General features: G+C 43.1%; 21 protein-coding genes. 16 read left to right on the top strand and 5 right to left on the bottom strand.

Annotation, left to right across the window (positions count from 1 at the left end; genetic code table 11):
- The first annotated feature begins 6 nt into the window (after positions 1-6).
- The 3 genes from AB6811_RS03300 to AB6811_RS03290 are packed head-to-tail and all read left to right on the top strand — an operon-like array spanning position 7 to position 1,534.
- Positions 7-675 carry a helical membrane plugin domain-containing protein gene (locus tag AB6811_RS03300; RefSeq protein WP_369489018.1) on the top strand — a complete coding sequence of 223 codons (669 nt, stop codon included), beginning with the start codon at positions 7-9 and terminating at the stop codon, positions 673-675.
- Between the two features lie 25 nt (positions 676-700).
- Entirely contained in the window at positions 701-1,012 is a 312-nt protein-coding gene (locus AB6811_RS03295; protein ID WP_369489017.1) for a TusE/DsrC/DsvC family sulfur relay protein, read from the top strand.
- Between the two features lie 18 nt (positions 1,013-1,030).
- Entirely contained in the window at positions 1,031-1,534 is a 504-nt protein-coding gene (locus AB6811_RS03290; protein ID WP_369489016.1) for a DsrE/DsrF/DrsH-like family protein, read from the top strand.
- Between the two features lie 52 nt (positions 1,535-1,586).
- Here AB6811_RS03290 and AB6811_RS03285 read toward each other — a convergent pair whose 3' ends face one another.
- The 3 genes from AB6811_RS03285 to AB6811_RS03275 are packed head-to-tail and all read right to left on the bottom strand — an operon-like array spanning position 1,587 to position 7,352.
- Positions 1,587-5,822, bottom strand: coding sequence for a two-component regulator propeller domain-containing protein (locus AB6811_RS03285; protein ID WP_369489015.1), 4,236 nt, complete (start codon positions 5,820-5,822; stop codon positions 1,587-1,589).
- A gap of 4 nt (positions 5,823-5,826) precedes the next feature.
- Entirely contained in the window at positions 5,827-6,987 is a 1,161-nt protein-coding gene (locus AB6811_RS03280; RefSeq protein WP_369489014.1) for a M20 metallopeptidase family protein, read from the bottom strand.
- On the bottom strand, positions 6,984-7,352 hold the full coding sequence (locus AB6811_RS03275) for a sulfite exporter TauE/SafE family protein (protein WP_369489013.1): 369 nt from the start codon (positions 7,350-7,352) through the stop codon (positions 6,984-6,986). The genes AB6811_RS03280 and AB6811_RS03275 overlap by 4 nt, the downstream gene beginning before the upstream one ends.
- A 137-nt stretch (positions 7,353-7,489) precedes the next feature.
- Between AB6811_RS03275 and AB6811_RS03270 the strand changes: the two genes are divergently transcribed.
- From AB6811_RS03270 to AB6811_RS03235, 8 genes are all read left to right on the top strand, one after another.
- Positions 7,490-8,581: a DUF1573 domain-containing protein gene (locus tag AB6811_RS03270; RefSeq protein ID WP_369489012.1), complete on the top strand. Its 1,092-nt coding sequence runs from the start codon at positions 7,490-7,492 to the stop codon at positions 8,579-8,581.
- A 765-nt stretch (positions 8,582-9,346) separates the two neighbouring features.
- Positions 9,347-9,565: a hypothetical protein gene (locus AB6811_RS03265; RefSeq protein WP_369489010.1), complete on the top strand. Its 219-nt coding sequence runs from the start codon at positions 9,347-9,349 to the stop codon at positions 9,563-9,565.
- 847 nt (positions 9,566-10,412) lie between these two features.
- Entirely contained in the window at positions 10,413-11,330 is a 918-nt protein-coding gene (locus AB6811_RS03260; RefSeq protein WP_369489008.1) for a hypothetical protein, read from the top strand.
- 100 nt (positions 11,331-11,430) lie between these two features.
- Entirely contained in the window at positions 11,431-12,516 is a 1,086-nt protein-coding gene (locus tag AB6811_RS03255; RefSeq protein WP_369489006.1) for a T9SS type B sorting domain-containing protein, read from the top strand.
- 169 nt (positions 12,517-12,685) lie between these two features.
- Positions 12,686-13,681 carry a PorP/SprF family type IX secretion system membrane protein gene (locus AB6811_RS03250; protein ID WP_369489004.1) on the top strand — a complete coding sequence of 332 codons (996 nt, stop codon included), beginning with the start codon at positions 12,686-12,688 and terminating at the stop codon, positions 13,679-13,681.
- An 807-nt stretch (positions 13,682-14,488) separates the two neighbouring features.
- Positions 14,489-15,637 (top strand): hypothetical protein, encoded by a 1,149-nt coding sequence (locus AB6811_RS03245; protein WP_369489002.1) that lies wholly within the window; start codon positions 14,489-14,491, stop codon positions 15,635-15,637.
- A gap of 42 nt (positions 15,638-15,679) precedes the next feature.
- A complete protein-coding gene (locus AB6811_RS03240; protein ID WP_369489000.1) occupies positions 15,680-16,099 on the top strand; it encodes a hypothetical protein in 420 nt (139 codons plus the stop codon).
- Positions 16,100-16,103: 4 nt separating this feature from the next.
- Positions 16,104-17,591 carry a methyl-accepting chemotaxis protein gene (locus AB6811_RS03235; RefSeq protein ID WP_369488998.1) on the top strand — a complete coding sequence of 496 codons (1,488 nt, stop codon included), beginning with the start codon at positions 16,104-16,106 and terminating at the stop codon, positions 17,589-17,591.
- Positions 17,592-17,958: 367 nt separating this feature from the next.
- Here AB6811_RS03235 and AB6811_RS03230 read toward each other — a convergent pair whose 3' ends face one another.
- Entirely contained in the window at positions 17,959-18,177 is a 219-nt protein-coding gene (locus AB6811_RS03230; RefSeq protein ID WP_369488996.1) for a hypothetical protein, read from the bottom strand.
- Between the two features lie 610 nt (positions 18,178-18,787).
- Here AB6811_RS03230 and AB6811_RS03225 point away from each other — a divergent pair.
- From AB6811_RS03225 to AB6811_RS03205, 5 genes are read left to right on the top strand one after another with little or no spacing between them, the layout of a single operon-like run.
- On the top strand, positions 18,788-19,333 hold the full coding sequence (locus AB6811_RS03225) for a peroxiredoxin family protein (RefSeq protein WP_369488994.1): 546 nt from the start codon (positions 18,788-18,790) through the stop codon (positions 19,331-19,333).
- Positions 19,334-19,351: 18 nt separating this feature from the next.
- Entirely contained in the window at positions 19,352-22,465 is a 3,114-nt protein-coding gene (locus AB6811_RS03220) for an AsmA family protein (RefSeq protein WP_369488992.1), read from the top strand.
- Positions 22,440-23,081: a DsbA family protein gene (locus AB6811_RS03215; protein WP_369488990.1), complete on the top strand. Its 642-nt coding sequence runs from the start codon at positions 22,440-22,442 to the stop codon at positions 23,079-23,081. Before AB6811_RS03220 ends, AB6811_RS03215 begins: the two co-directional genes overlap by 26 nt.
- Positions 23,082-23,085: 4 nt before the next feature.
- The gene (locus AB6811_RS03210; RefSeq protein ID WP_369488988.1) at positions 23,086-23,454 is read left to right on the top strand and encodes a hypothetical protein; all 369 of its coding nucleotides are present in this window, start codon (positions 23,086-23,088) and stop codon (positions 23,452-23,454) included.
- A 46-nt stretch (positions 23,455-23,500) separates the two neighbouring features.
- Positions 23,501-25,039: a YifB family Mg chelatase-like AAA ATPase gene (locus AB6811_RS03205; protein ID WP_369488986.1), complete on the top strand. Its 1,539-nt coding sequence runs from the start codon at positions 23,501-23,503 to the stop codon at positions 25,037-25,039.
- Here the strand turns inward: AB6811_RS03205 and AB6811_RS03200 are convergent.
- Entirely contained in the window at positions 25,036-25,914 is an 879-nt protein-coding gene (locus AB6811_RS03200) for a YitT family protein (protein WP_369488984.1), read from the bottom strand. The two genes, AB6811_RS03205 and AB6811_RS03200, sit on opposite strands and share 4 nt — an antisense overlap.
- Positions 25,915-25,926: the final 12 nt, after the last annotated feature.

The following is a 25,926-nucleotide window of genomic DNA, read 5'->3' as shown; positions in this document are numbered from 1 at the left end:
TTAGCCATGGAGAATAATTTGCAACAACAAATTGATGACCTTAACCGCAAGATGGATCTTGTGCTGGAGTTGCTGGCCAAGCAGCAGCAGCGCAGCGAGGTGGTTGAGGATTTGGTGGAGGATCTGAACATTGTAGTAAAGGACGCTTTCCAGACTGCTGTGGATGAGCTGGCTGTTCAGAATATTAAGATTGATGGGGAAGATGTTCGGTATTTGGTTTTCAAATTGCTTCGCAATGTGAAGACCTTTGGCGAGCTCATGGATATGCTCGAGAGCTTAATGGATTTCCTCCACGATATTGCGCCTGTGGTTCACGATGCCGGTATTGCCTTTACAAAGGCGTTGGATGACCTAGACAGGAAGGGATACTTCGACTACTTTAGACAGTTAGGCCTACTCGCTGCCGAGTTCAAGGAGCACGTTACCGAGGAGGATATAGTTCGCCTTCGTGAGAGCATGCCAGCAGTAGGGTTGATGTTACGTAGTTTAACTCAACCCAAGGTAATGAATGCCTTGGCTGAGGTAACCCAAACCCTTTCCAGCATAGAAATGGACGAAAAGATTGACAATAAATCGTTGATTGGCATTGCCCGTCAACTAAGCAAACCCGAAGTTCGTCGTACTCTCTCGTTTATGTTAAGGGTAATGGGCGAACTTGGGAAAACTAAAAATTAATTAATCACCAAAAACAAATAAAGCTATGGCAGAAAAAGTTTATGCAGGCAAATCCGTTAGCGTAACCGACGATGGTTACCTGACCGATCCAAATCAATGGACAAAAGAGGTTGCTATTGAAATAGCAAAGGAGGAAGGTATAGAACTTACCGATAAGCACTTTGCTGTAATTGAGTTTATTAGGGAGAAAACTCTCAAGGGCGAGGCTCTCACCATTCGCACGATTGGCAAATCGGGGTTGGTTGATACAAAAGGTTTTTATGAACTCTTTCCCGGTGCACCCCTGAAAAAGGCCAGCCGTATTGCAGGAATTGCAAAACCATCAAGTTGTGTATAACCCTAAAAACAGTTAAATATGGCAAATGCACAGGATCACCCCATTAAGAAGGTGATGATAATATGCGCCAAGGCAAACCTGGAGGATGTTTATGCAGCCTTGGTTATGGCAAACGGTGCAGTTATGGAGGGCATTGAGGCTAAGGTGTTTTTCACCTTTTTCGGCCTCGATGCTATCACCAAAAAGCAGATGAAGAGGTTACACACCGCTACTGTGGGCAATCCGGGTTTACGGATGCCTGGCGGTTTGCCCTTCCCTACTTTACTGGGAATGCTTCCCGGAGTTGAAGCTGGCGTTTCGGCTATGATGAAGAGCCAAATGGAAAAACTGGATATCCCTCCAGTAGATGAGTTTCTTGAGCTCATTACCGCTGGCGGTGGCGAGATATATGCCTGCAAGCTTGCTGTTGAAATGTTTGGCCTTAAGAAGGAAGACTTCAGCGAGCATGTTAAAGATATAATCACCATTGGCCAATTCTACGAGTTAGCAGCTGGCGAAGGAACGCAAATAATTTTTGTGTAAGAATATCTGAATCCATCCAAAGTTAAGAGCCTCCAACAAGGGGGCTCTTTTGCTATATCCTAAAACCAATTATTGTAATATCATCGGTTTGCTGGCTATCGCCTCGCCAGTCATTAAAGCATTGTTCAATCTTTTTGTTGATTGTATCAAGGTTGCCATTGGCATTTTCCAGGAGTATGCTTTCAAACTGTTTACGACCAAATCGCTTCTTTTCGGATTTCGATAGCTGATCGAAAAGGCCATCGGTAGTAAGTACTAAAATATCGCCACTTTCTAGTTTTAATTCAACCAGTGGAATGCTCGGCGTGAACCATCGGTTTCCTACTGCTTTGCCGCCCGACTTGTAAATTTTCAGCTCAGGATTTTCGAAATTCCTCTGAATGTGATACAGGGGGTTATGAGTGCTTGCGAAGAGTGCGGTTTTATTTTTTCTATTTACATAGCATACAGCAATATCCATTTCAACGGGAGCGCTGGAAGCGTTTAGCTGTAGCTGGGCACCAATGGTCTGGTTAAAGTGAATGTGGGTTTCAATAATCAGTTCAACCGGATTATTAATTTTGTAATGGGTATAAACCTCGTTTAAAAGTGTTATATCCATCATGCTAACAAACCCACCATGTACTCCATGACCAGTACAATCGGCAACAGCTATAATGAATTCATCGGAGTTTCCTTTTAGCCAGTAAAAATCGCCGCTTACCACATCCTTAGGTTTATAAAAGAGTAGGTGTTCACCTAAAATGGTTGACAAAATCTCGGGGCTTGGCATTAAGTTAGATTGCAGTAACTTTGAAAACTCAAGGCTCTCGTTTATCTGGTATGTTTTTAGTTTTAAATTGTTGCTTTGCTGTTTAATCAGATCCGCTTGCGCTTTTAGCTCTTCGTTTTGTGCTAAAATCGCCTTTGTTTTCTCCATTACGGCTTGCTCAAGTTCGTCCTTTTTTCTTTTCACTCTTCGAACCCGGAGTATTTCATGAATGTAAACCGATAAGGCTAAGAGTAATAGAAAGATTAGGAAGAACCATGGCCTAAGGTAAAATGGCATTCCAACAACCACATTGATTGCAAAAACGTTTTTTGATTTAGTGCCGTCGGGCCGGGTATAGTAAACCTTGAAGGTGTATTTACCATAGGGGAGATTTGTGTATTCAGCCAAAGGCGAATGAGTTTTTTTGGCTCTTGTAGAATCCTCAAAGCCCTGAAGCCAGTATGTGTACTCTAATGCTCCGGGTGAAGTGTAGTCCGATGCAGTAAAATGGATTTTAAGCCATTTGTGGTTTGCTTTTACAAAAATTTTTGAATTGTTAGCAGGAAAGCGAGTTAATGTATCGTAGTCAGTTTCGCACGATAAAATTTTAATATCCTGCATGGGTATTTCGTTTCCTTGTACATAAGGATTAAAAATATACAGGCCAAAGTTACCACTCACTACTAACGAGTCGAACCCCCATTGTTCAATGTCAGTAACTAAACCCTCACTGAAATTCAGGTTTTTGCCTGTTATGTCGACCCTTTTGAGCTTCTTGCTAAAACGGGCAATGCCCTTATCGGTTCCAATCCAGTAATTCCCGAGTCTATCCTGGTAAATGGCAGTAACAACTGATGATGGAAGCCCATGTCGGGTGTCTATCATCCGAAAAGCCTTGCTTTCCGGTTGAAGAATGGCTAACCCAGCATCGGTTCCAAAGAGCATATTTCCATTGGCATCTTCAAATATACAGTGGGTCATACTCGTGGCTGGGTACGATGTTGAATCGTAGGGAAGGTATGGGAAATGATCAACGGTATGTGTTCTTCGGTCAATCCTATCGACTCCTACACCATTCCTTGTGTATCCAACCCAAATGTACCCTTTGGAGTCCTCATACATCCTGTAAACAAGGCTCGACTGAAGTGCGCTTTTTCCCGGAACATAGTAACTCTCGTATCGTTTCTGTTTAGGTAGATATTTTGATATACAAACATCCGATAAAATCCAAACATTGCCCAATGCGTCGGTAGCAATTGATTTCACTTGAACCGATGGCAAGCTATCCTTACTTTGTGGATACGCCCCAATGGTTTCAATGCTATTGGTTTTAAGCGATATTCTGAACAGCTCCTCCGAGTTGGTTGCCCAAACATTTCCGCTACTATCAATTGTGAAGTTGGTTATACTCTGTTCGCTCAGGTATCTTTTTACTAATCCTTTGCCATTAAACATCAAAAGTCCCTTGTTACTTGCTCCCAAAGCAAATCCTTTGTAGAAAGTAATCGCCTGAACATCGGCATCGAATAGTTTGGTGAGAGTTTTAGTATGTTCTGTCATTACATATACACCTTCCGATGTGCCAAGAAAAACTGTATCGTTGCCATCGGCAATCGATTTTATTACCGGAAATTGCTTGGTAGAGGTTAACTGGTCAAATCTCCCTCGCTCTTGGTTCCAACGGAATAATGCACTATCGGTTAGGGCATATAAATAATTATCGGCAAAAATATTTGTAAAAATGAAATCCGATGGAAGCGGGGGCTCAATTTTACGGGTAGGTAAGCTAAAAGGGTATATTTTATTATCGTTACCTAAAATCATTAAGTTGCTATTGAATAATAGCATTTTCTTTGCCTGAATATTGAACGTGACCTGCTTTTGCTTAGGAATACCAATATCTACATTACTAAGTTTAAAAGGAACCAGGGTGAGTGTGTCGGGGTTTAAAACATTTAATATTGTTTCATCGTCAAATAAAATCCACCCGTTGTTGAAAGCACTTATTTTATTGATATTTCCTGAAGCGTTGGCGCAGAGATGTTCACTAAAGAAATACATTCTAGATGTTACCCAATTGGTTCTTGGGTCAAATTCATTAACTCCTCCTCCCCATGGTGAAAAAAGCGCTTTGCCATCGGATGTTGTTATTACGTTGGAGTACCAGTAGTAGCCATCTGGATTGTATCGTTTAAATCGTTTCTTTTCGGGCCAAAACCGGTTTAACGCCCCACCATATCCATTCCAAAGGGTAACAAGCATTGAGTTATCGGTTGTTCTGGCAATGGATGTAACCCAGTTTGATGCAAGGCTATCGGGTTGGTTAAAATACCCGAACCGCGTAACATTTTTGGTGTTAAAATCAACGAAAACGAGTCCCTTGTTTTGGGTACCCAACCATAAACCTTTTGGGTATTCAGGCAACATACAGGTAATTTGGTTTGATGGCAGACTGTTAACGTCGGCAATTTTTCGGAGATGAGTCGATTTTCGGGCAAAGGTTGTTAGTAGCGATAAACCATTGTTGGTGCCAAACCATGTGTTCCCCTGATTATCGCGGTAAATTACCAGGATCATGTTACCTGCCAGCGATTGAGGATTACCCTCCAACCTAATGTAGCGGGTAGCCGTGTTTGTCGATGGGTTGTAAAGTACAGCCCCAAAGTGGTAGCCACCCATCCATACCTTTCCATCGCCGTTAGGGCAAATGGTGTAAACCGATGGTAGGGGAAGTGGGGTTCGCTCCATGGTTTTCTTGTGGATTCGGTACGCATTATCGGCAAAGTTTGCTACCCAGATATAATCGGAGCCATCGTCGTAAAAATTTGCAGTTCCTGCAATAGTAATTTTTTCGTTGTTTATAATGGTTTCAACACTAGGGTAAGTATTCCATTTATCGGGATTTCGGGTTAACCAGGTAAGATGAGCAGAACCACCTCCCAGCATTACACCATCGCCAAGTTCGGTTATGGCGTGGAAGTAGTATATTTCATTGTAGACATATTCGTGCTGAAAGGTTTCAACAGTTTTAGCGTCAAAGTCAATGCAGTTGAGCGTTCCATTGTGCCTATCTACCCATAACCTTCCTTTACTATCCACATAGATATCACTTACCCAGCGGTGTCCCTGCAGCGGTTTACCAAATAGGGAATCAACCCGTTCAAAGGTGTCGGATTCTGGATGGTAAACACATAGTCCGCCTTTAGTGCCAACCCAAAGGTTTTTCTGCTTATCCAGAGCAAGTGAACTTACAACGCTGTGCGGTAATTGACCTTTTGTTTTTCCTCCCCGGTAGGTTTTAAAATTGTTACCATCAAATCGCATTAGTCCATCCTGTGTGGCAAACCACATCAGCCCCATTCCGTCCTGGATAATATCAGTAAATTCGTACGAGCATATTCCATCGGACTGGTAGTAGTTGATAAAACTGGTGTAGTAGTCTGTCTCTACCTTGCTGAATTCCGATTGTGAGTAAAGCGTTTTAACTTGTAAGAGGATAAAAAACAGAGCTAACAAAAAATTCCTACCTAAAGTCATAGAACTACTTCATTAGGGTTAGTAAAATTTTTGTGAGCAAGCTATGGGCTATGCCAATGGCCCCCTCGGAGGGATTAAAGTTGGGCCTATGAAGCTGTGGATTATCAGAACCAGGAAAACCAGCACCAAGCCTAATGAATACCGATGGTGTAAGGTTGCTGAAGTATGCAAAATCGTCGGTGGTCATGCGGGGCTCAAGGTCAACCACTTTATCATTTCCAAGCAGTTCAGTAGCAGTCTGCTTAACAAGCTGTGTTAGTTCGGGGTTGTTGAATATTGATGGATAGCCCTTACGGATTTCAACCTCGCACTTTGCACCATGTGATGCCGCTATTCCGGTTGCGGTTTGTTGTATGAGGTTATGAGCTTCCTCGCGCCATTGCTCGTCCATTGTACGGAAGGTTCCGGAAATGCTAACATCGTCGGGTATAATATTTGTAGCGCCATTGGCCTCAATACGGCCAAACGATAGCACAGTAGGTATAAGCGTTGGAGCCTTTCGGCTAACCAGTGTTTGCAAGCCAAGGACAATTTCTGCAGCACATATAATTGGGTCGATAAGCAGGTGGGGTAGGGCAGCATGCCCTCCCTTCCCTTTTACAGTAATGTACACCTCGTCGCCCGAGGCCATGTATTTTCCGGGGCAAACACCTATTTTCCCAACTTCAAGTTCTGGAAGTACATGAACGCCGAACATGGCGTCGGGTTTAAGTTCATTGTATAGCTTAGTTTGAATTATGGTTTGCGCTCCGCCGGGCAAAACCTCCTCGCCCGATTCAAAAATTGCGACAAAACGTCCTTTTAGTTTATCCCTTTGCCTATAAAGGCTTAACGTAACACCTATGGCAATAGCCATGTGCATATCGTGGCCGCAAGCATGCATTACGTTGGGGTTAACCGAAGCAAAAGCAACACCGCTGGTCTCTGTAATTGGTAGCGCATCGAGTTCCGCCCTTAGCCCGTATGTTTTCCCAGGCAATTTGCCTTCAACTATTGCTGCAAAGCTGTGATGTGTACCAAAATCCTCAACCCTCACACCTTCGGTTGCAAAAATCTGTTTGATGTAGCTTGATGTTTTTACCTCCTGAAACGAGAGTTCTGGGTGTTTGTGAAGGTGGCGGCGGTATTCCACCAGTATGTTTTCACTATCGCTTTTTGAAATCATCGCCCTAAAATCATCTTAATGCCAACTAAAACAATGAAAAACCCGAAAATCTTCCGGAGTGTTTCGGCCGGGATGTTAATGGATACCATTGAGCCAAAGTAGCTGCCAATTACAACACCTACCATTAGAATCAGTGCAAGTTTCCAATCGATAAATCCAGCACGGTAGTAGTTTACAACAGCAAAAATTCCCACAGGAAAGAGCAAAACCATTAGGCTGGTTCCCTGCGCCTCGTGCTGGGTAAAATTTAGCAGATAGATTAAAGCTGGAACAATAATTATCCCTCCGCCAAGGCCTAAAGCACCACCCACAAAACCTGCGGTTAGCCCAATAAACAAAAGCAAAACAAGGTGTGCAATACTCATTTTAAAACATTTTTAACAAATTTAGTAATGTTTTTGGAATATATGTTGATGATAAAACATTTACATTTATGCGATTTTAGAAATCTGTTTTATAAATTTGTAAGTAGAGAATTGTAAACGTTTCAAACATATTGATCATGAAGAAGTTATTGACAATTTCAGTTTTAGCTGCTTTTGCATTTTCAGTTGCAGCGCAGAATGCAGTTCCAAAAATCAACTTTAAAACAAGTACCTACGATTACGGCAAAATAAAGGAAGATGATGGGGTAGCATACTATTCCTTTGAGTTTACCAATACAGGGAATGCCCCACTAATCATTCAGCGCGTGGCTACATCGTGTGGATGCACAACCCCTGAATGGCCTAAGGAACCCATAGCACCCGGGAAGGGAGGAAAAATAAAAGTAGGTTACAATCCAGCCGGACGTCCAGGTCCATTTGCAAAAACCGTAACCATATACTCCAACGCCGAAACACCAACGGTAATTCTCCAGATTAAGGGCGAGGTTATTCCGCATGTTAAAACCATTGACGAAATCTATGTAACCCCTATTGGCGACGAGCTTAAGTTCGAAAAAATACATTTTGCCTTGGGTAGAATATTCTTAGGCCGTACCTATACCGATACCATAAAGTTCATTAATAAATCAAGTGCACCTGTAACAGTTAAGGCCAACACACAGGGAATGAACTTTATGCAGGTGAAAGTGGTACCCGAGGTGGTTAAACCAAACCAGTTTGGCGCCATTGTGCTTACCTATAACCCCGATAAGCGGGAGGAGTGGGGCTTTATTGTTGATAGGTTTACAATTTCCGTTAACGATAAAGCTATGAACACCAGTCCAATAACCATTACCGCAAGCATTGAGGAGGATTTTTCAAAGCTTACGCAGAAGGATTTGGAAAATGCGCCCAAGGCTGAGTTCAATACCCTACAGTACGATTTTGGAACGGTTAAATCGGGCGACCCCGTAAACTACGATTTTGTTCTCAAGAATACAGGCAAAACCGATTTAATTATCCGCAAGATTAAGGCAAGCTGTGGTTGTACAACCGCAACCCCATCTAAGAGTGTGCTTAAGCCAGGTGAATCCACTGAGATATCAGCTTCGTTCCGAACAGCTGGATACTCCGGCCGACAGGGAAAAACCATTACAGTTATTACCAACGATCCCCGTAACTCAACATTAATACTCCGCCTAACAGGGAATGTTAATAAGGCACAGTAACTCAAAAGCCGGCATCTAAGCCGGCTTTTTTGGGGGTAGCAGAGGTTTGTTTATGGTTTACCGTGTACAGTGTTCAGTGTGCAGCGTGGTGGTGTATAGTCTTAGGATTTATTGACATTGCGCCCTGACCCCTCTAAATCTCCCCTGAGAGGGGAGACTTTAGCCCTGCAATAAGGTTTCCTAATTGCTTTTCCCCTCTCCTGTCAGGAGAGGGGCATGGGGTGAGGTCAATTACACGGACAACTCCTCCAGCCCCGTAGGGGCGAAACATTTGTAACCCCATGACAACTCCCACACGTATAGCGATGCACGCAATACTTAAGCCAAAGAGTAAGGGTGAAGCTTTGCATCGCAAAAGTAAAGCATTGCAAAGAGCGAATGCCTTAAAATTAAAAAAAAGGGATTAAAGGAGTGAAAGAACAATGAGATGCCTCGGCAAGCTCAGCATGACAACCATCTCATGAGCAACGAGCAACAGCGAGTATCACAGAGTTACACAATGCTACACTGTGTTACACAGAGTATGTGACGTGCTATTCACGAATAACGAGCAACGAAGACCGCCTTCAGCCCTGTAGGGGCTAAACATTTGTAACTCCATGACTACTCCCCTATGTTTTGCGATGCACACAATTGTTAAGTCAAAGAGCAAGGGTGAAACTTTGCATCGCAACTTAAAAACATGGCAAAGGACCTTTCACACGTTCTTTCTTGTCTTGATACAAGAAAGAACCAAAGAAAATCAAGGCTGAAAAGCCAGACCCGATGGGTGCCCCGTGGGTGGAACTGCCACGCGATACAATTCGCCACGCCTGCGGCTTGACTCATATGGTATCGCTTACTAAGCCCACCGCCACGTTCCACCCCCGACCCATTTACGGGTCAGGTTTTATGCCACTGCCTGCTTCTTCCGCTCTATTCCCTCTCAGGGAAAAGGGCTGGGATGAAGTCGTTTTCTACATTCAACCTAGACGACCCCTCTAAATCTCCCCTGAGAGGGGAGACTTTAACCCACGATAAAGCTTCCTTATTTCGCTCCCCTCTCCTGTCAGGAGAGGGGTTTGGGGTGAGGTCATTTTCCACAAACAACGATCAACGATTCACGAGCAACGAACAACGTCTCCAGCCCCGTAGGGGCTAAACATTTGTAACTCCATGACTACTCCCGTATGTCTTGCGATGCACGCAATACTTAGCCAAAGAGCAAGGGTGAAGCTTTGCATCGCAACGGAAAAACATGGTAAAGAGCGATTGCTGTAAAACCAATCTAAATGGGATTTAGTAAATGGAGGTACAAAGGGTTGCTTCGGCAAGCTCAGCATGACAAAGAAGTAGTTTTTACGCCTGTTCGCTTTTACTGTTTACCATCAACCAACAACTGCCAACCTCTCCCATTTTCGGACAGTAAAAAAACAACACTAAAACATATTTGCGGACAAAAATTATAATATACATTTTGTAATAAGCACAAAAACAGATAAATAAAAACAATGGCATCAATATTGTTTATTACGATAAAACGTTCTGTGGAGTTATGGAAAAGTTGCTTACCAAAGCTATAATGCTGTTGGTCAAAAATTAGCAACAAACCACCAATGTATTGGAACCTTTTGGGAGCAGAACCGTAAATAGCCACAGTGATTAAAACGGAGAGTATATGCGCAGGCATAACCGAAATAAGGAGAAACTGACCCCCCGCAGCAACCGGTCACCGTAGCCGGCCATGCGGGCTAATGAGCTTACCACCCCGCATGGGGGTTTTACTACAGAAATTTTAAACACGAAACAAATTTTGAATTCATTTAATTATAAACCACTAAATTTTAGAACTATGAAAAGATCAACACTCATGAGAATGGCACTGCTTGTAATAGCATTGTTCATGTTTTCGGGCGCTTTCGCGCAAATCCTTACTGACTATAGCGAAGATGAGGCAACTGCAATGTACCAAACTGCTGGTCGTACTTTCCGTTTGTACGTTATGCCTGATCCTATCTATAGCCCATCGTATGTAGCTGCTACAAACTCAAACCTTGGAGCAAATTCTGAATGGCGTTTTGTATTTTCTGGATTAACTGCAACAGCTCCTGTGGTATCGAACACTTATGTTGCCCAGAACTGGGTTGAGTTCACCAACCCCGCAGTGGGTGTTTACACTGTAGATGTAACTGAGCGTAACACCCTTATTGGATGCGAGGATGCTACACCCCGCACAACCACTATTAACGTTGTTGCTGCCCCAGCCGCAACCTGTTCAACAGCTGACGCTACTGCTTTTTGCGGCGACCAAGCTGCTCAGACAATTACATTAAACATCACTGAAAACGTTCCTGATGCACTTGCCGCCTATGCTTTTTCAGTGGAAGAACTTGTTGAGGAGATTGATGGCTCAGGTGCCGTGCTAGCAACCGTTTCAACCAATTCAACATTTGTTGACTTTACTCTTGCTGCCAAGGCAAAATCTGGAACCGTTGGTTTTACCGCAGCAACTCCCAACTTTACTTATACTTTCAATTCATCTGCACTTACCATTAGCAATAACAATAGAACCCGTTACACCTACACCTTTAAGAAAGCTTCTGACGCTGGTGCTGTTGCCGATGGTATTATTTCAGCTATCAGCCAAAAGTCTGATTATATAGATGGTTTGACCAGCTACGCTTTCACCGATAACCAGGTAGTATTTATTGTTAACCCAACTCCTGTTACCGGTCCTGTTTACCATATTCCTAACGCTTTCAATTACTAGGATTAATAAAATTTTCCCGGCCGGGCTTGGCCTGGCCGGGTTTTTTAAAAAGCACTCTGGTTACATATAATGTGTTAGTAACAAACAGAAAGTTTTAGTTTTGAAAAGGTTACGCTACATACTACCCCTTCTTTTTACCCTTGCGGGTATAGCAGTACAGGCTCAACAACCCGATTTACCCATGGCCTGTGTTGGCCATACTGAGCGTTACGGTGTTAAGGGCTTTAATGGCATATCAGATTTCCAGTGGACTATAACCGACCCCGATGGCAATATCCTGCAGCAGGGAACCGATTACAACCTCCTGGCGCGAGGCGATTCAATTGATATCCTCTGGCGCGAGGGAATGAAGGGTGGCATTTACACCCTTACGGTGGTTGAACATACCGATTATGGCTGCACCGGAAACCCCTACACCGTTAATGTGGTACTGAATACCCCTGAGATATTTATACCCATTACCAACAACATCCCCGATGAGCTTAATGTTTGTATTGGTAACATTGCTGCGCTTGACCCCGGTAGTGGGTTTATCCATTACCTGTGGCAGGATGGAAATACTAACCAGGTTTACTATACCGGCGAGAGCGGAACCTACACCGTTAGGCTGGTTAACTCAAACTACAGCTGTTCCTACGATATAACCGAGGTAACCGTTAGGCCACTTCCTGTGGTTGATTTAGGTAACGATACCACCCTGTTTGCCAACCAAACCCTACTGCTCGATGTGTACAACCCCGATTTTACGGTTTACGACTGGAGCACCGGTGCCATTACTCCAAGCATTACGGTTGATGGCCAAAGTGGAGACCAAACCATTTGGGTAAAGGTAACCGATAACTATGGATGTTCCAACTCCGATACCATTCAGGTTTCGGCTGCCGATTACAGCAACCTGCGCATTCCTGCAGCCTTTACGCCCAACAAGGATGGCGTAAACGACATGTGGGAGTTCCCAGCACCCTACAAGGGGCAAGACCTGCGAGGTTATATAACCGATGTTGACGTAAAGGTTTTCAACCGTTGGGGGAAAATGGTATGGAGCAGCAAGGGTACATACAAACCCTGGGATGGAAAGGATTTGAACGGCAAGGAGTTACCCATGGATTCGTATCACTACATCATTGTATTCACTGTTGGCGAAAAGAAGTACGAGTACAAGGGTAGCGTAACGGTTATTAGGTAGTTGATGGTTGATGGTTGATGGTCGTTAGTTGTTAGTTGATGGTTGATAGTAAAAATAATAAATTTACGACACATATTTTAACCTTTAACCTTGAACCTTAAACCTTTAACTTCAAGCGGAGCAATTTTGGAAATTTGAAATCTTGAATCTGGAATATAAACAAGTATTAATGAGAAAAAACAAACACATAGGAATAGTTGCTGTTATGGCTCTGATGGGAGTGGCAGGTGCGGTAAAAGGCCAGCAGCAACCCCTATACAGCCAGTACATGCTCGATCCCTTCCTGGTAAATCCTGCCGTGGCAGGAGCCGAGGGGGTAACCGCTGTTAACCTAACAGCACGTCAGCAATGGATTGGCTACTCTGAGGCTCCTAGTACCTATGCCTTAAGCGCTCAGACCCGTATACTGAAAACCAGCTTCCGCAACAGGAGCCGTCTTATAAAAACCCGTGTACGCAGGCGTCGCCCTAGCGGTAGGGTTGGCCTTGGAGCATTTGTTTTCAACGATAACAATGGCCGAATACATCGTACCGGATTTCAGGCTACGTATGCCTACCATATTTACATGCGCGATTACCAGCTTAGCCTTGGGGCATCGCTTACCAGCTTTCAGTTTAAAGCTAATGTTAATGCCATTGATGGGTACGATCAAACCAACGACCCCCTGTTGATGGGTAAAACATCAAAGTTTGCTCCCGATGCCAACTTTGGGGTATTGCTTAGCACACAAAAGTACTATGTTGGATTTTCGGCTACTTCGCTTTTCCAGAGCTTCATTCAATTTGGAGGAGGTAGCTCTGAGGTGGCATACCGGCTGCTAAGGCAGTATTATCTTGTGGGAGGGTACAGGTATCAACCCTACCGAAGCGATTTTGCCATTGAGCCATCGTTTCTTTTAACAACCAATGAGCGTTTCCAGTTTGGTGCTGATCTAAACATCAAGGGATACTACAAGAACGATTACTGGGCAGGTGTATCAATACGTTCTACTGGAGCTGTTATTACCATGGTTGGGGTTAAGTACCAGCAGTTCTACTTTGGCTACGCCTTTGACTATAACTTTACCGATGTATCAACCTTTTCCAAGGCAGGTTCGCATGAACTTATGCTAGGCATGAAGCTTGGCGACAGCGCCCGCCGCTACCGCTGGTTGAATAGGTTCTAGTTAAAGTTAAAAGTTAAAAGATAAAAGTTAAAGGACGTAGGATTTGTATTGACCTCTGTTAAACGTGAACCGTGAACCGTTAAACAGGATTCAATAATAAGAATCTACCTTGTCATTCTAAGCGAAACGAAGGAGAACTTTCGCTTGTGCACTCACCTCCAGAAGAGTGCTGTATTAATCGCCCTATTGGGACAAATCAAACTTTACATGCGGGAGTAGCCATAGGGTTACAAATATTACGCCCCTACGGGGCGGGAAGTGTTGTTCGTTGTTCGTTGCTCGTTGTTCGTGAAACTATTGTCATGCTGAGCTAGTCGAAGCATCCCTTTGTTCTTTCATCCCTTTAATGAGATTCCTCGACTAGCTCTGAATGACAACACCATTGGCTCCCTTACCCACTTTGTCATGCTGAGTTTGCCGAAGTATCTCATTGCTCTTATAGCACTTTTGTCCTTGACAGAGAAAGTCATGGCAGCAGCCTGCTCAGGAGGGAAATAAGTATAAGCCCTATTGCCCGATTTACTATTTCTTGCATCTGGATTTTTTTGGACAATCGGCTTTTCATAAAGATCTAAGATCTCGAATAAAAAATCGGTTATAGTTTTAAAAAAGATGACAAAAATCAATATTTTGTATTATTCAGTAAATCAATTTAATGGCAATTATATTTTACTGACAATAGAATATTGATAAGCGGTTATTTGAATTACTTTAAAAATTTTCTAAATTTAACAAAAACTTAATAATAACAAGCTCTCAGTTTGTTTGATAAACTAAATATCAGTTAAACAAAAAACCAAGTTGCCTATGAAAACAAAGCATTTACTACCAGTTTTAGCCTCACTCTCGTTTTTGTGCTATGGTGGTATGGCGCAGGACGAAACTGAGCAACGTATACATGTAACGGGTTATATTAACGCCGTTGCAGAGTACTCGGACTGTATAAACCTAAAAAAGGATTGGGCTGTTGGGCTTTCGGAGGTTGGTTTTTTGGCCAACTATAAACCAGTTGATAAATTAGAGTTTAAAACTACCCTTGTTTACACCCATTTCACTTTCCATGTAAGCCAAATATTTGTTGAGGCTTATGCCCAGTATAATTTTAGCGATGCCCTAAAGTTAGGGGCAGGTCGTTTTCTTACACCGCTGAGCCCGGTTAACCTTTACTTTTATGCTCCGCTTAACCCTAGTGGAGTTGTTCCCATGTTGGTTTCGCACCACTTTTTATTTCCTCAAAGTATAAGCGGCTTACATTTACATGGAAATTTGGGTAGTGGAGGTAGCCTTAAGTTTGGCTATAATTTTACCTTAGGTACATATCCGTATATCAATCACTTTGAGTCGGGCGTATTGAGCATTCAGGCTCAGGAGGATTCATACCCATCGTTTGGATTCTACGATACTGAGAACGATAAAATTAATAAGTACATGTGTGGTACTGCAAGGGTTTATGCCACACTGAACAACGCCTTTACCCTTGGCGCTAACTACTTTAAAGCCGATGCCCAACAGGTTACCCAAAATAATCAGGGCGATTTTATCTACTACCCCTCAACCAAGTACACCTATGGCTTTGACGCGCATCTTCAGGTAAGCAACCTTAAGCTAAATGCCGAGTACTGGGCAGGTAAACAGGAAACAACTCCCAAAACCGACGCTATTCTTGGCGAGCATATTGTTAACGAGTACAAAGCTTATTATGGCGAACTAATATGGGATGGCGATGTTTATAAACCATTCCTACGTTACGATTTTATTGAGGATGTAAATGTTAATAAGGTAGGTTTACCTACAACAGCAGCCACGCTGGGTATTGCAATACGCCCACGATTCGAAACCTTACTAAAGTTGGAGTACAAACGAGTATTTGGCCGACAGATAACTGACATTGCCAATAGGCTTTGGAAGGATTACGATTACAACTATGCCCAAATGTCGCTTGTAGTTTCATTTTAGGAATAAGCAGCAAAATCGGAACGAATGTTAAATGACAACACCATGAAACGATTAGCAATACTTGCTGTACTGGTATGCATAGGCCTTACCTTACAGGCACAATCATTTAAGGTGATTGTAAATCAGTCAAATACTGTAAGTTCGCTTACAGCCAAGGAGATCTCGGATTACTTCCTGAAAAAGGAAACCAAGTGGACAAATGGTGATGCTGTTGTTCCTGTTGACTTATCGGCAAAATCAGGCGTAAGGGAAGATTTTTCAAATAACATCCATGGCAAATCGGTATCGGCCATAAAGAGTTACTGGCAACAGTATGTTTTTGCAGGTAAGGGCACTCCGCCCATTGAAAAAAACACCGATGCCGAAGTGGTTGATTTTGTTAAACGAAATGCAGGAGCCATTGGCTATGTATCGGCAAATGCCGATGTGTCAGGGGTTAAAGTGTTAACGGTAAACAAGTAGTGCTATGCTACAAAATCTTAAAATACGACATAAGCTGATGCTTTTCCCTGCTCTCTTTGTGCTTATTTTTCTTGTGGTAATAATTTTATTTCAAATTCTTAGCGTAACCAGCAAAAGGTCGATTTCAAAAATCGAATATGGATACATGCCTTTTGTGGAGTTGACAAATGCCCTAAACTTTGAGCTTATAAACCTTCAACGCGAATTTCAGGACGCTGTAGCTGCTGCCGATAACGAGAAGTTAAATGAAACAAACACTCGTTATCAGACCATACTTAGTCAGCTTGATTCCATTAAGAAGAATCAGGTGGGTAAAGAGTTAGATGTAATTGGTATTGAAAAGCAGGTTAAGGATTACTACAGCCTTGCTTTTAAAACCTCCGATGCCATGATTAAGGGTGCTTTCTCCGAGTCGGTTACCAATGATATCAACCGGATGGTAACAAGTTTTAACACCCTTAGGGACCAACTTGAAGGGCTTGTAAAGCACAGCAAGGAGCAGGCTAACAAAGCGTTTGATTCAACAATAAGTGGGTTTAATAGTTCTTTTGCCAGTACCATTGTAATACTGGTAATCAGCTTAACCCTTTTTATTGCAATATCATTTGCAATTGGGCGCTCCATGAACCTTTCCATAAAACAGATGCAGAGGGTTATTTTTAACCTTTCCGATGGCAAGCTTAATACCCATGAATTAGAGAATTTGAAGAGAGCCAACGATGAGATAGGGGAAATGCTTTTGGCCACTGAGCAAGTTATTAAAAAGCTTCGCGGAGTCATAGCCGATGTTCAATCGAGCATCGAGACCATAAACGACTCTGGTGCTGTTACCAGTGAAACATCGGAACGAATGGCTGAGAGCGCCAACGAGCAAGCCTCGTCAGTGGAGGAAATTGCCTCAACCATTGAACAGATATCGGCAAATATTGCTCAGAACAGCGATAATGCAAAAAGTACGGGTGCTATCTTTGAAGAGGCTAACAGAAGCATTAAGCATGTTTCTGACAAGTCGATACAGGTAGTGGAGGCAAACCGGGCAATTATGGAAAAAATAAACATAATTAATGAGATTGCCTTCCAAACCAACATATTAGCTTTAAATGCAGCAGTGGAGGCTGCCAGGGCTGGAGAGCACGGGAAAGGTTTTGCGGTTGTGGCAGGCGAAGTTCGAAAGCTGGCAGAAAAGAGTAGGGCTGCCGCTGAGGAAATTGTTAGGCTTGCAAACCAGAGCTATACCCTCTCGTCCGAAGCGGGAAAGATTATGCAGGACACCATCCCGATTGTGGACAAAACCACTACCCTAGTACAGGAAATTATTGCCGCTAGCGTTGAGCAAGCCAATGGGGCTAACCAGGTAAATAACGCCATTCAGCAGTTAAACCAGCTTACCCAGCAAAACGCCTCGGCGGCTGAGTCGATGTCACAGAATGCATCCCAATTGGCCTATGAGGCTCAACGGTTAAGTGAGCAAATTGAGTTTTTTAAGCTGTAAGGTTATTTCAAAGCCGGTCCTGCGTGGACCGGTTTTTTTATTTTAATAGAATGGATAAAAAATGACCATGTTGAGTCCGGTTAAAATTTTCAGCTCTCAAATTCATATTTCAATGTGGTTAATGTTTTTGTCCTGCTAAGCTCGCCGAAGCATCTCTTTATACCTGCATTCCTTAATCCATTTTTGATTGATTTTCTTGCAATTGCTCTTTGTCATACTTTCACATTGCGATGCAACCTTTCAGTATTGTTCTTTGGAAAAAGTATTACGTGCAACGCAAAAGTTGGGAGTAGTTATTGTGTTACAAATATTACGCCCCTACGGGGCTGTAAGCGTTGTTCGTGGATCGTTGTTCGTGAAACTATTGTCATGCTGAGCTAGTCGAAGCATCTCTTAGAACCTGCAACTCTCTATTAACGTGTTTCCTCAACCAATAAGGAGCGATATAAGCATTGGCATAAAAGCCTAACCCGCTAATGGGTCGGGGGTGGAACGTGGTGGTGGGCTTAGTAAGCGATACCACATGAGTCACGCCGCAGGCGTGGCGAATAGTATCGCGTGGCAGTTCCACCCACGGGGTACCCATCGGGTCGGGCTTTTCAGCCTTGATTTTCTTTGGTTCTTTCTTGTATCAAGACAAGAAAGAACGTGTAAATCGCTCTTTGCCATGCTTTCCCATTGTGATGCAACGCATTAGAGTTACTCTTTGGAATATGTATTGTGTGCATCGTTTTAAATGCGGGAGTAGCCATGGGGTTACAAACATTTAGCCCCTACGGGGCTGGAAGCAGTCTTCGTTGCTCGTTGTTCGTTGATCGTTATTCGTGAATAGCACGTCACATACTTTGTGTAACATAGTGTGGCATTGTGTAACTCTGTGATACTCACTGTTGCTCGTTGTTCATAAGAAGGTTGTCATGCTGAGCTTTGCCGAACCATATCAATACTGACCAAAGGTAGAGATCCTTCGCTCCCCGCTAGGGCGGGACAGGCCGCTCAGGTTGACGAGCAGAGTTTACAGTTGATGGTTGATAGTTGAAAGAGAAAAAAAAGCATTTCACAAAACACGAAACACAAAACACTAACAACTATCCAAAAAAAATTCCCCCAATTTTTATTTTCTCATTTCACCCAAAATCTGTTTAAAATTCCATAAATTGCATGAAATTTGAGTTGAAAAGAATAAAATTCCAAGCATGAGAATTAACCTAATACACCTTTTGGTAATCAGCGCAATGGCTTTATGCCAAAGTGGTTATTCGCAGGAGATTACTGTTGGGCAGATAGTCCCTGATATCACTGGGAATGGTCCCAATGGTGAGGAGTTTAAGCTTTCGTCGTTAAGGGGGAAACTGGTGCTGGTCGATTTTTGGGCATCGTGGTGCTCGCCCTGTAGAAAGGAAAACCCTGTACTTGCAGAGGTTTACAATAAGTACAAGGATGCATGCTTTACCAATGGAAATGGATTTGCGATATTCAGCGTATCGCTTGACCTGAAACGCAATAACTGGGTAAACGCAATAGCCGACGATAAATTAGTATGGCCTTACCATGTAAGCGACCTAAAGGGTTGGCGGAGCGAGGCTGCAAAAGCGTACAGTATCAATGCTATACCGATGAACTTTCTGGTGGACAGTTCGGGCGTAGTTATTGCAAAGAACCTCCGAGGTTCAGAGCTCAACAATACATTACGTAAGTACCGTAAATGGAAGTTCTTTAGTAACTCCGATTGCAAAAACTAATAATTCCGATTACAGGGTATGAAGACAAAGCGTTTTGTTGTAAGGTTGTTAAAGTATTTTGGCCTAACTATTATCTTTCTACACCTACTGGTATTCATTATTATTGGGATTGCAAAGCTGTTTGAGGGAAGCATTATTCGTCTTGCGGTTAAGGAGATTGAATCAAGTCTAAAAGCACCTATCTCCTACGGGGAGGTTTCGTTAGTTCCTTTTCGGGAATTTCCAAATCTTACAGTTCGCATATCTGACTTTAAGTTAGGTCAGCAGGCCGACTCGGTGCGCGTAATTGGTATAGGGAGTTTACCTGATACACTGGTTGGGTTTAAAAACGTTTTTGTTTCCGTAAAGGCATACCCACTACTCAAAGATAAGGTAATAATTAACGGGGTTGAGCTGAATGGATTTAGAGTAAATTACCTTGTTGACTCTACTGGGAAATCGAATTTTGATTTTTTAATACCTCCCGATACAGTTGAAACTCCTGTAGATACAGTTACCCAAACCATTCTAAACATTCTTTTAAAGAATCTTACCCTTAGCGATATTCACTTAACATATTCCGACCAAAAGCTAAAGGCTGCAGCGGATATTGTTATTCCTGAACTTCACCTTGAGGGAAGGGTTTCGGGCGATAGTATCTGGGGAAAAAGTAAAGGCGAAATTGTTGTAACCAATACCCGGTTTGCCGATTTACCACTGGAGAAGGTTACAAACCTCAACTTTTCGTACAGTGTTGATTACGATAATGGAAACCTTTTACTCGACTTTGCCAAGCTTGATGTAAATGGCATTGAACTTAAAGCCACTGGTAACGCAACCCTATCGGATTCAATCTGGATGGATTTTAGCCTTGCTTTGCCAAAACTTAACCTTGCCGAGCTTTATGGCTTTGTTCCTGAGGGTATGATTAAGGAGTATGGATTATCGAAGCTTGGAGGAACCCTTAAGTTTAACACAATTGTTAGGGGGTATTTATACGATACCCTAATGCTTCCAAGCGTTTTTGTTGATTTTGACTTGAGGAAAGGTGTAGTTGAAACAAAACAATACCCAAAAGTAAATAAGCTTGACTTCGAGGGAAGCGTTTCAATCCCTAACCCGAACTACCTTGCCACATCAGCAGTAAATATTAAAAAATTCAATCTTGAAACTCAGCAAAGCAGGGCTAACCTAACTCTTAGGCTGAAAAATCCAAGCAAACCGCTTTACAACATTCAAGGCGATATGCATCTTGTCCTCGACGAGTTTGCCCCATTGCTACCCGATAGCATTCTGACAGAACTTTCCGGTTTGATTGATGCTAAATTTTTTACCAGGGGTAAAATGCCCGAATACCTTGATGTGAACAGCTCCGATTACTTTATGGACAACACAGGATTTTCCTTAACTTTTAGCAATATCAATGCTGGGGTAGATACGGTTAATGTTGTAAAGGAATTAAATGCCGAGGTAACATATAGCCCTGGCAAGGAACTAACGGTAAACAACCTCTCATTACGTTTGCCTGCCTATAAGGTAGGTTTAAAGGATGGTTTACTTAAAGTAAAGGTCATAGGACGGATATCGGAGCTCGATAAAATTGATGTAAGGGTCGATACGCTTCATATTGCCATGGGCAATAGTAGTTTTAGCAGTAAGATGAAGTTCAAAAACTTGAAAAGCCCCGTTTTCAAAGCCGAAGGCCGTTTGTATGTCGATTTGGATGAGGTGCAGCAATTTATTCCCGATACGCTTGTTAGCCTTGTTACCGGTAAGATAGATTTTGGATTTAGCACATCGGGAACAATTAACCCCGATTCAATTGATAAGCAGATAATGCCAATCCTATTTGAGAACAGCATGTTTGCTGCGCAAATCAATGATTTTGGTTTTTCATTGCCCAACGATAGCCTGATTGGCATCGATAGGCTATCGCTTACCCTTTCAATGGCAAACGATACGATTAGAATTAGTAATCTGTTAGGAAATTACAAAGACCTTGAATTCAAATCCGATTCCACATCAATTTGGAATGTATACAAGGCATTTCTCAAAGAGGAAAAAGACAAAAAGCTGATTGTTAACACGTCGCTTTGGGCTAACAAGATAGATTACGACATGTTCCTTCCATTTATGGAAGAAGATTCAACAAACCTATCCCAAAACGATTCGATTCCAACCATTTCCGATTCCATTCCATCTGATACATCATCATCCTACATGCCTCAATACATTGTTAGGGGTATTGCTAAGGTTGACAGAATAAAATACGGGAAGGTAATTCTTGATAACCTATCTACAAAATTTAGAATTGACGATAGCCTCTATGTACTTGATGAACTACGAATGAATGCTTTTGGGGGTAGTTTAGTTACCTCGTTGGTTTACGACACCCGCAAGTATCCACTGGAAATCATTGAGTTCAAGAATGAATCGAATAGGGTAAATATCAAGCAGCTGCTAGAACAAAACGACGATTTTGAGCAGGATTATATCACCCATAAAAATATCGATGGAATAGTTACAGGTACGGTTTTTGGGCGAATTGTGATGCAGGACACCAACCTGCTATATGACAAGATGAACCTTTTAGGCAACTTTAAGCTTGAAAATGGAGGTATATACAACTTTGAGCCTGCCATGGAGCTGTCAAAGTTTACTAACCTTAATGAGTTAAACAATATTGTCTTTAATACCCTGGAAACAAGCGTGTTTATTTACAACAACCAGATTTACTTCCCAAAAACCAACATCGTAAGTACCGCCATGGATATGTCGGTTTACGGTATGCAAAGCTTTGCCGATGACTACGAGTATCACTTTGTGGTTTACCCCGGTGATGTAATGCTTGGAAAATCCAAAAAGCTTTTGAAAAAACAGGGTTTGAAGGACGAGGGATTTGAAGGGCCAAACAAGGCTAAACGCTCAGGGCTATACCTTGTAGCGTTTGAAAGAGGAAAAGAATCAAAATATGGGTTTGATACTAAGGAGTTACAGGCTATCATGAAGGCCACCATTCGCGTTCAGGAACGCGGGCTTAATTTGGTTTTTCACCCCCATGTAATGAACTTTAGTACCGAATTGGACAGAAAGGAACCCAAACGGAAACCAGCTGATGAAAATAAGGATGGGAAGGAAGTTAAGACCAATTGAGTGGATTGCAGTAGCGATTTCCATTGTACTTATCGTTTTAATTGGCATAAAAGCGTGGCAATTGGTCCAAAATAGGACTAGTAAGCTAGTCGCACCTATTTCATCCAATCCTCTAGATATAACGTTTGGAAGCGATTCGGCTCAGCTTACCATTTACGCGTACATAAGTTACCATTGCGGTTACTGCAGGCTTTTTTTTACTGAGGTTTATCCTGAGCTTGAAAGGGAATTCATTTCCAACGGAAAGGTACGCTTGGTTTTGAAAATAGTGGAGCACTCAAATAACACTGACCGGATAAATGAGGTGAAAACAGCAGTATGTATTAACCGATACGGGTATTATGGGAAGTTGCATGAGCTGCTAGTTACAAATAGTAGCGTGATATATAGTGACGAGTTCCGTGAAATGGTCAACCATTTCATTGATAGCGACCCACTGGTTGCTGAGTGCATTCTAGGGAATGAATCGATGGATTATATTTTGCAAATCCGGAACGAATTTGATAAATTTGGATTTACCGGAACACCTACATTTGTTATTGAGGGTAGAGTTTTTCGGGGTTATATGCCCTTTGAGCAGTTCAAATCTATCATAGTTAAACACTTAAACCAATAAAGTTATGCGAAAGAAGTTACTGGTTGCCCCAATTATTCTAGGAGCAGTGCTGGCATTCCTAACCTGGGGTTGCGAAAAGGAAGAAGAGGATGTTTGCCAGAAATTTGAGCCACCCCAGTGTGAAATCGCCAACGTTTGTTGCCCAACCGATGGAGGGGACTGTTACTACGAGGTAGGCGATAGCAAATATTACTGCGATAAGGAAAAAGCTACTTCAGATGACCCCGATGGATGCAATGATGCCGAAAATCAAGCCATTGAGGTTCTTTGTGCAGCTGCAAGTCCTGACGAACTTATGGCCGCAAAGGTTGAGCTAAGCAAATTAACCCGTAAGCTGATGCAAGAGGCAAGAACCTTATCGGTATGCCATTAATGAAATCACCGGAATAGGCCAAACTATTCCGGTTTTTTATCGAGTTATGCTTGTAAAGACCTTTGGTAGTGCGGTTCATGGCATCAAAGCAACAACAATTACCATTGAGGTAAGTGTTGGGCAAGGGGTAAACTTTTTCCTTGTTGGGTTACCCGATAGCGCTGTTAAGGAGAGCCAACAGCGTGTTATGTCGGCACTAGAGACTAATGGCTACAAGTTTCCCAAAAAGAGAATCGTAATCAACATGGCTCCGGCCGACATCCGCAAGGAGGGCTCGGCTTACGATTTACCACTGGCCATTGGCATTATGGCTGCATCGGAACAGATTAAACCCGATTTGCTGCCGGATTACGTTATCATGGGTGAGCTTTCGCTCGACGGCGCTATACAGCCCATTAAAGGGGTTTTGCCCATAGCCATTCAGGCCCGCGAGGAGGGTTTTAAAGGTTTTATTGTTCCCTCGCAGAATGCCCGTGAGGCTGCCGTGGTAAACAACCTCGACGTTTACGGGGTTGAGCATATCAAACAGGTGGTTGACTTTTTTAATGGCAATAGCACTCTTGAGCCAACCATTGTGAACACCCGCGAGGAGTTTTTTGCCCACGCCAACAACTACGATGTTGATTTTTCCGATGTTAAGGGGCAGGAAAACGTTAAGCGGGCGCTTGAGGTGGCTGCTGCAGGAGGACACAACATCATTATGATAGGCCCGCCTGGTGCCGGAAAAACAATGCTTGCCAAGCGGATACCAACAATTATTCCCCCCTTAACATTGCGCGAGGCGCTTGAGACCACCAAAATTCATTCCGTTGCAGGTAAGATTGACCGGAATACATCATTGATGACCCGTAGGCCATTCCGTAGTCCTCACCATACCATCTCCGACATTGCTCTTGTTGGTGGTGGACAGTTTCCACAGCCCGGTGAAATATCGCTCGCCCATAACGGCGTACTTTTTCTCGATGAGTTACCCGAGTTTAAAAGAACTGTTTTAGAGGTTATGCGCCAACCCCTTGAGGACAGGGTTATAACCATATCGCGGGCAAAGTTTACGGTTGAGTATCCCGCCAGCTTCATGTTAGTTGCCTCAATGAATCCCTGCCCATGCGGTTACTACAATCATCCTGAAAAGGAATGCGTGTGTTCGCCCGGAGTTGTGCAAAAGTACCTAAATCGCATTTCAGGACCGCTGCTCGACCGTATTGATATCCATGTTGAGGTGATCCCGGTCCCATTCGATAAGCTTGCGTCGGCTCCACCAGCCGAGAGTAGCGCCCAAATCAGGGAGCGGGTGGTAAAAGCCCGACAGATTCAGGAGGAGCGTTTTGTCCCCTGGGCCGATGTGCACTGTAATGCTCAAATGACCTCCAAGCTGATACGGCAGTTCTGCGTACTTGATGAGGCCGGAACGGCCATCCTGAAAACAGCCATGGAACGGCTAAACCTTTCAGCAAGGGCATACGATCGAATTCTAAAGGTTTCCCGTACCATTGCCGACCTTGAGCAATCCGAAAAAATATTGCCCCAGCATGTGGCTGAGGCAATTCAGTATCGTAGCTTGGATAGGGAAAACTGGGCAGGCTAGTGCCTGATGCGTTCAAACCCCCTTCCGTAAACCCCGGTAACCGTTGCAACCGAAATAAACGCTTCGGGGTCAACCTCCTTAATTATTTTATACACATCGCTAACCTCGTGCTTACGCACAAGTGAGATTAGCACCTTTTGCGATTCTTTTGTGTACCAGCCCATTCCATCAACCACGGTTACTCCACGGTTAATCTCAGATGTAATCCTATCGGCAATTTCCTGGTATCGCTTTGAGAAGACAAATACCTGAACGGATTGTTTTGTACCCGAAAGAACTGCATCGAGCGAGTAAGCCGTGATGGCCATGGCCACATAGCCATAAACAATGGTTTCGATACGCTTGGCGGGCTCAAGGTCGAGTAGAACCAAAAACGATGAGCCAATGATGAAAACATCGCAAAGCATTATTATACGGCCTGGGCTAATGTTGCGGTACTTATTGATTATCATGGCAATGATATCGGTACCACCAGTACTGCCACCCTGAGTGAACACAACCCCAAGCCCAACACCTGCAAGCGCACCGCCAATGATTGTGGACATAAACTTGTCCTCAACCACTGCAACCTTTATTGTCATTTGGAGCAGCGATAGTAGAAAAGCGCCAACAGTAACACCAAAAATGGTTTTCACCCCAAAGTTGGCTCCCAGCATTTTAATGGCTAAAAGGATGAGCCCTACATTTATTAAAAAGTAGGTGTAACCCATTGGAATGCCAGTAGCATAGTAAACAAGCGCACCTATACCCGAAACACCTCCGCCAGTAATTTTATGTGGAATCAAAAAGGCTGTCCACGATAGCGCATAAAGCAACAGCCCGAACACTATGATGGCATAGGATCGGACTGTTTTAAAAATATTGGCTGTAGTCATTCTCTAAACAAA

It is taken from the genome of Tenuifilum sp. 4138str (genome assembly GCF_041102575.1).
Lineage (GTDB): Bacteria > Bacteroidota > Bacteroidia > Bacteroidales > Tenuifilaceae > Tenuifilum > Tenuifilum osseticum.
Note: the sequence above shows the minus strand (reverse complement) of the source record. Positions and strands in the feature narration are given on the sequence as shown.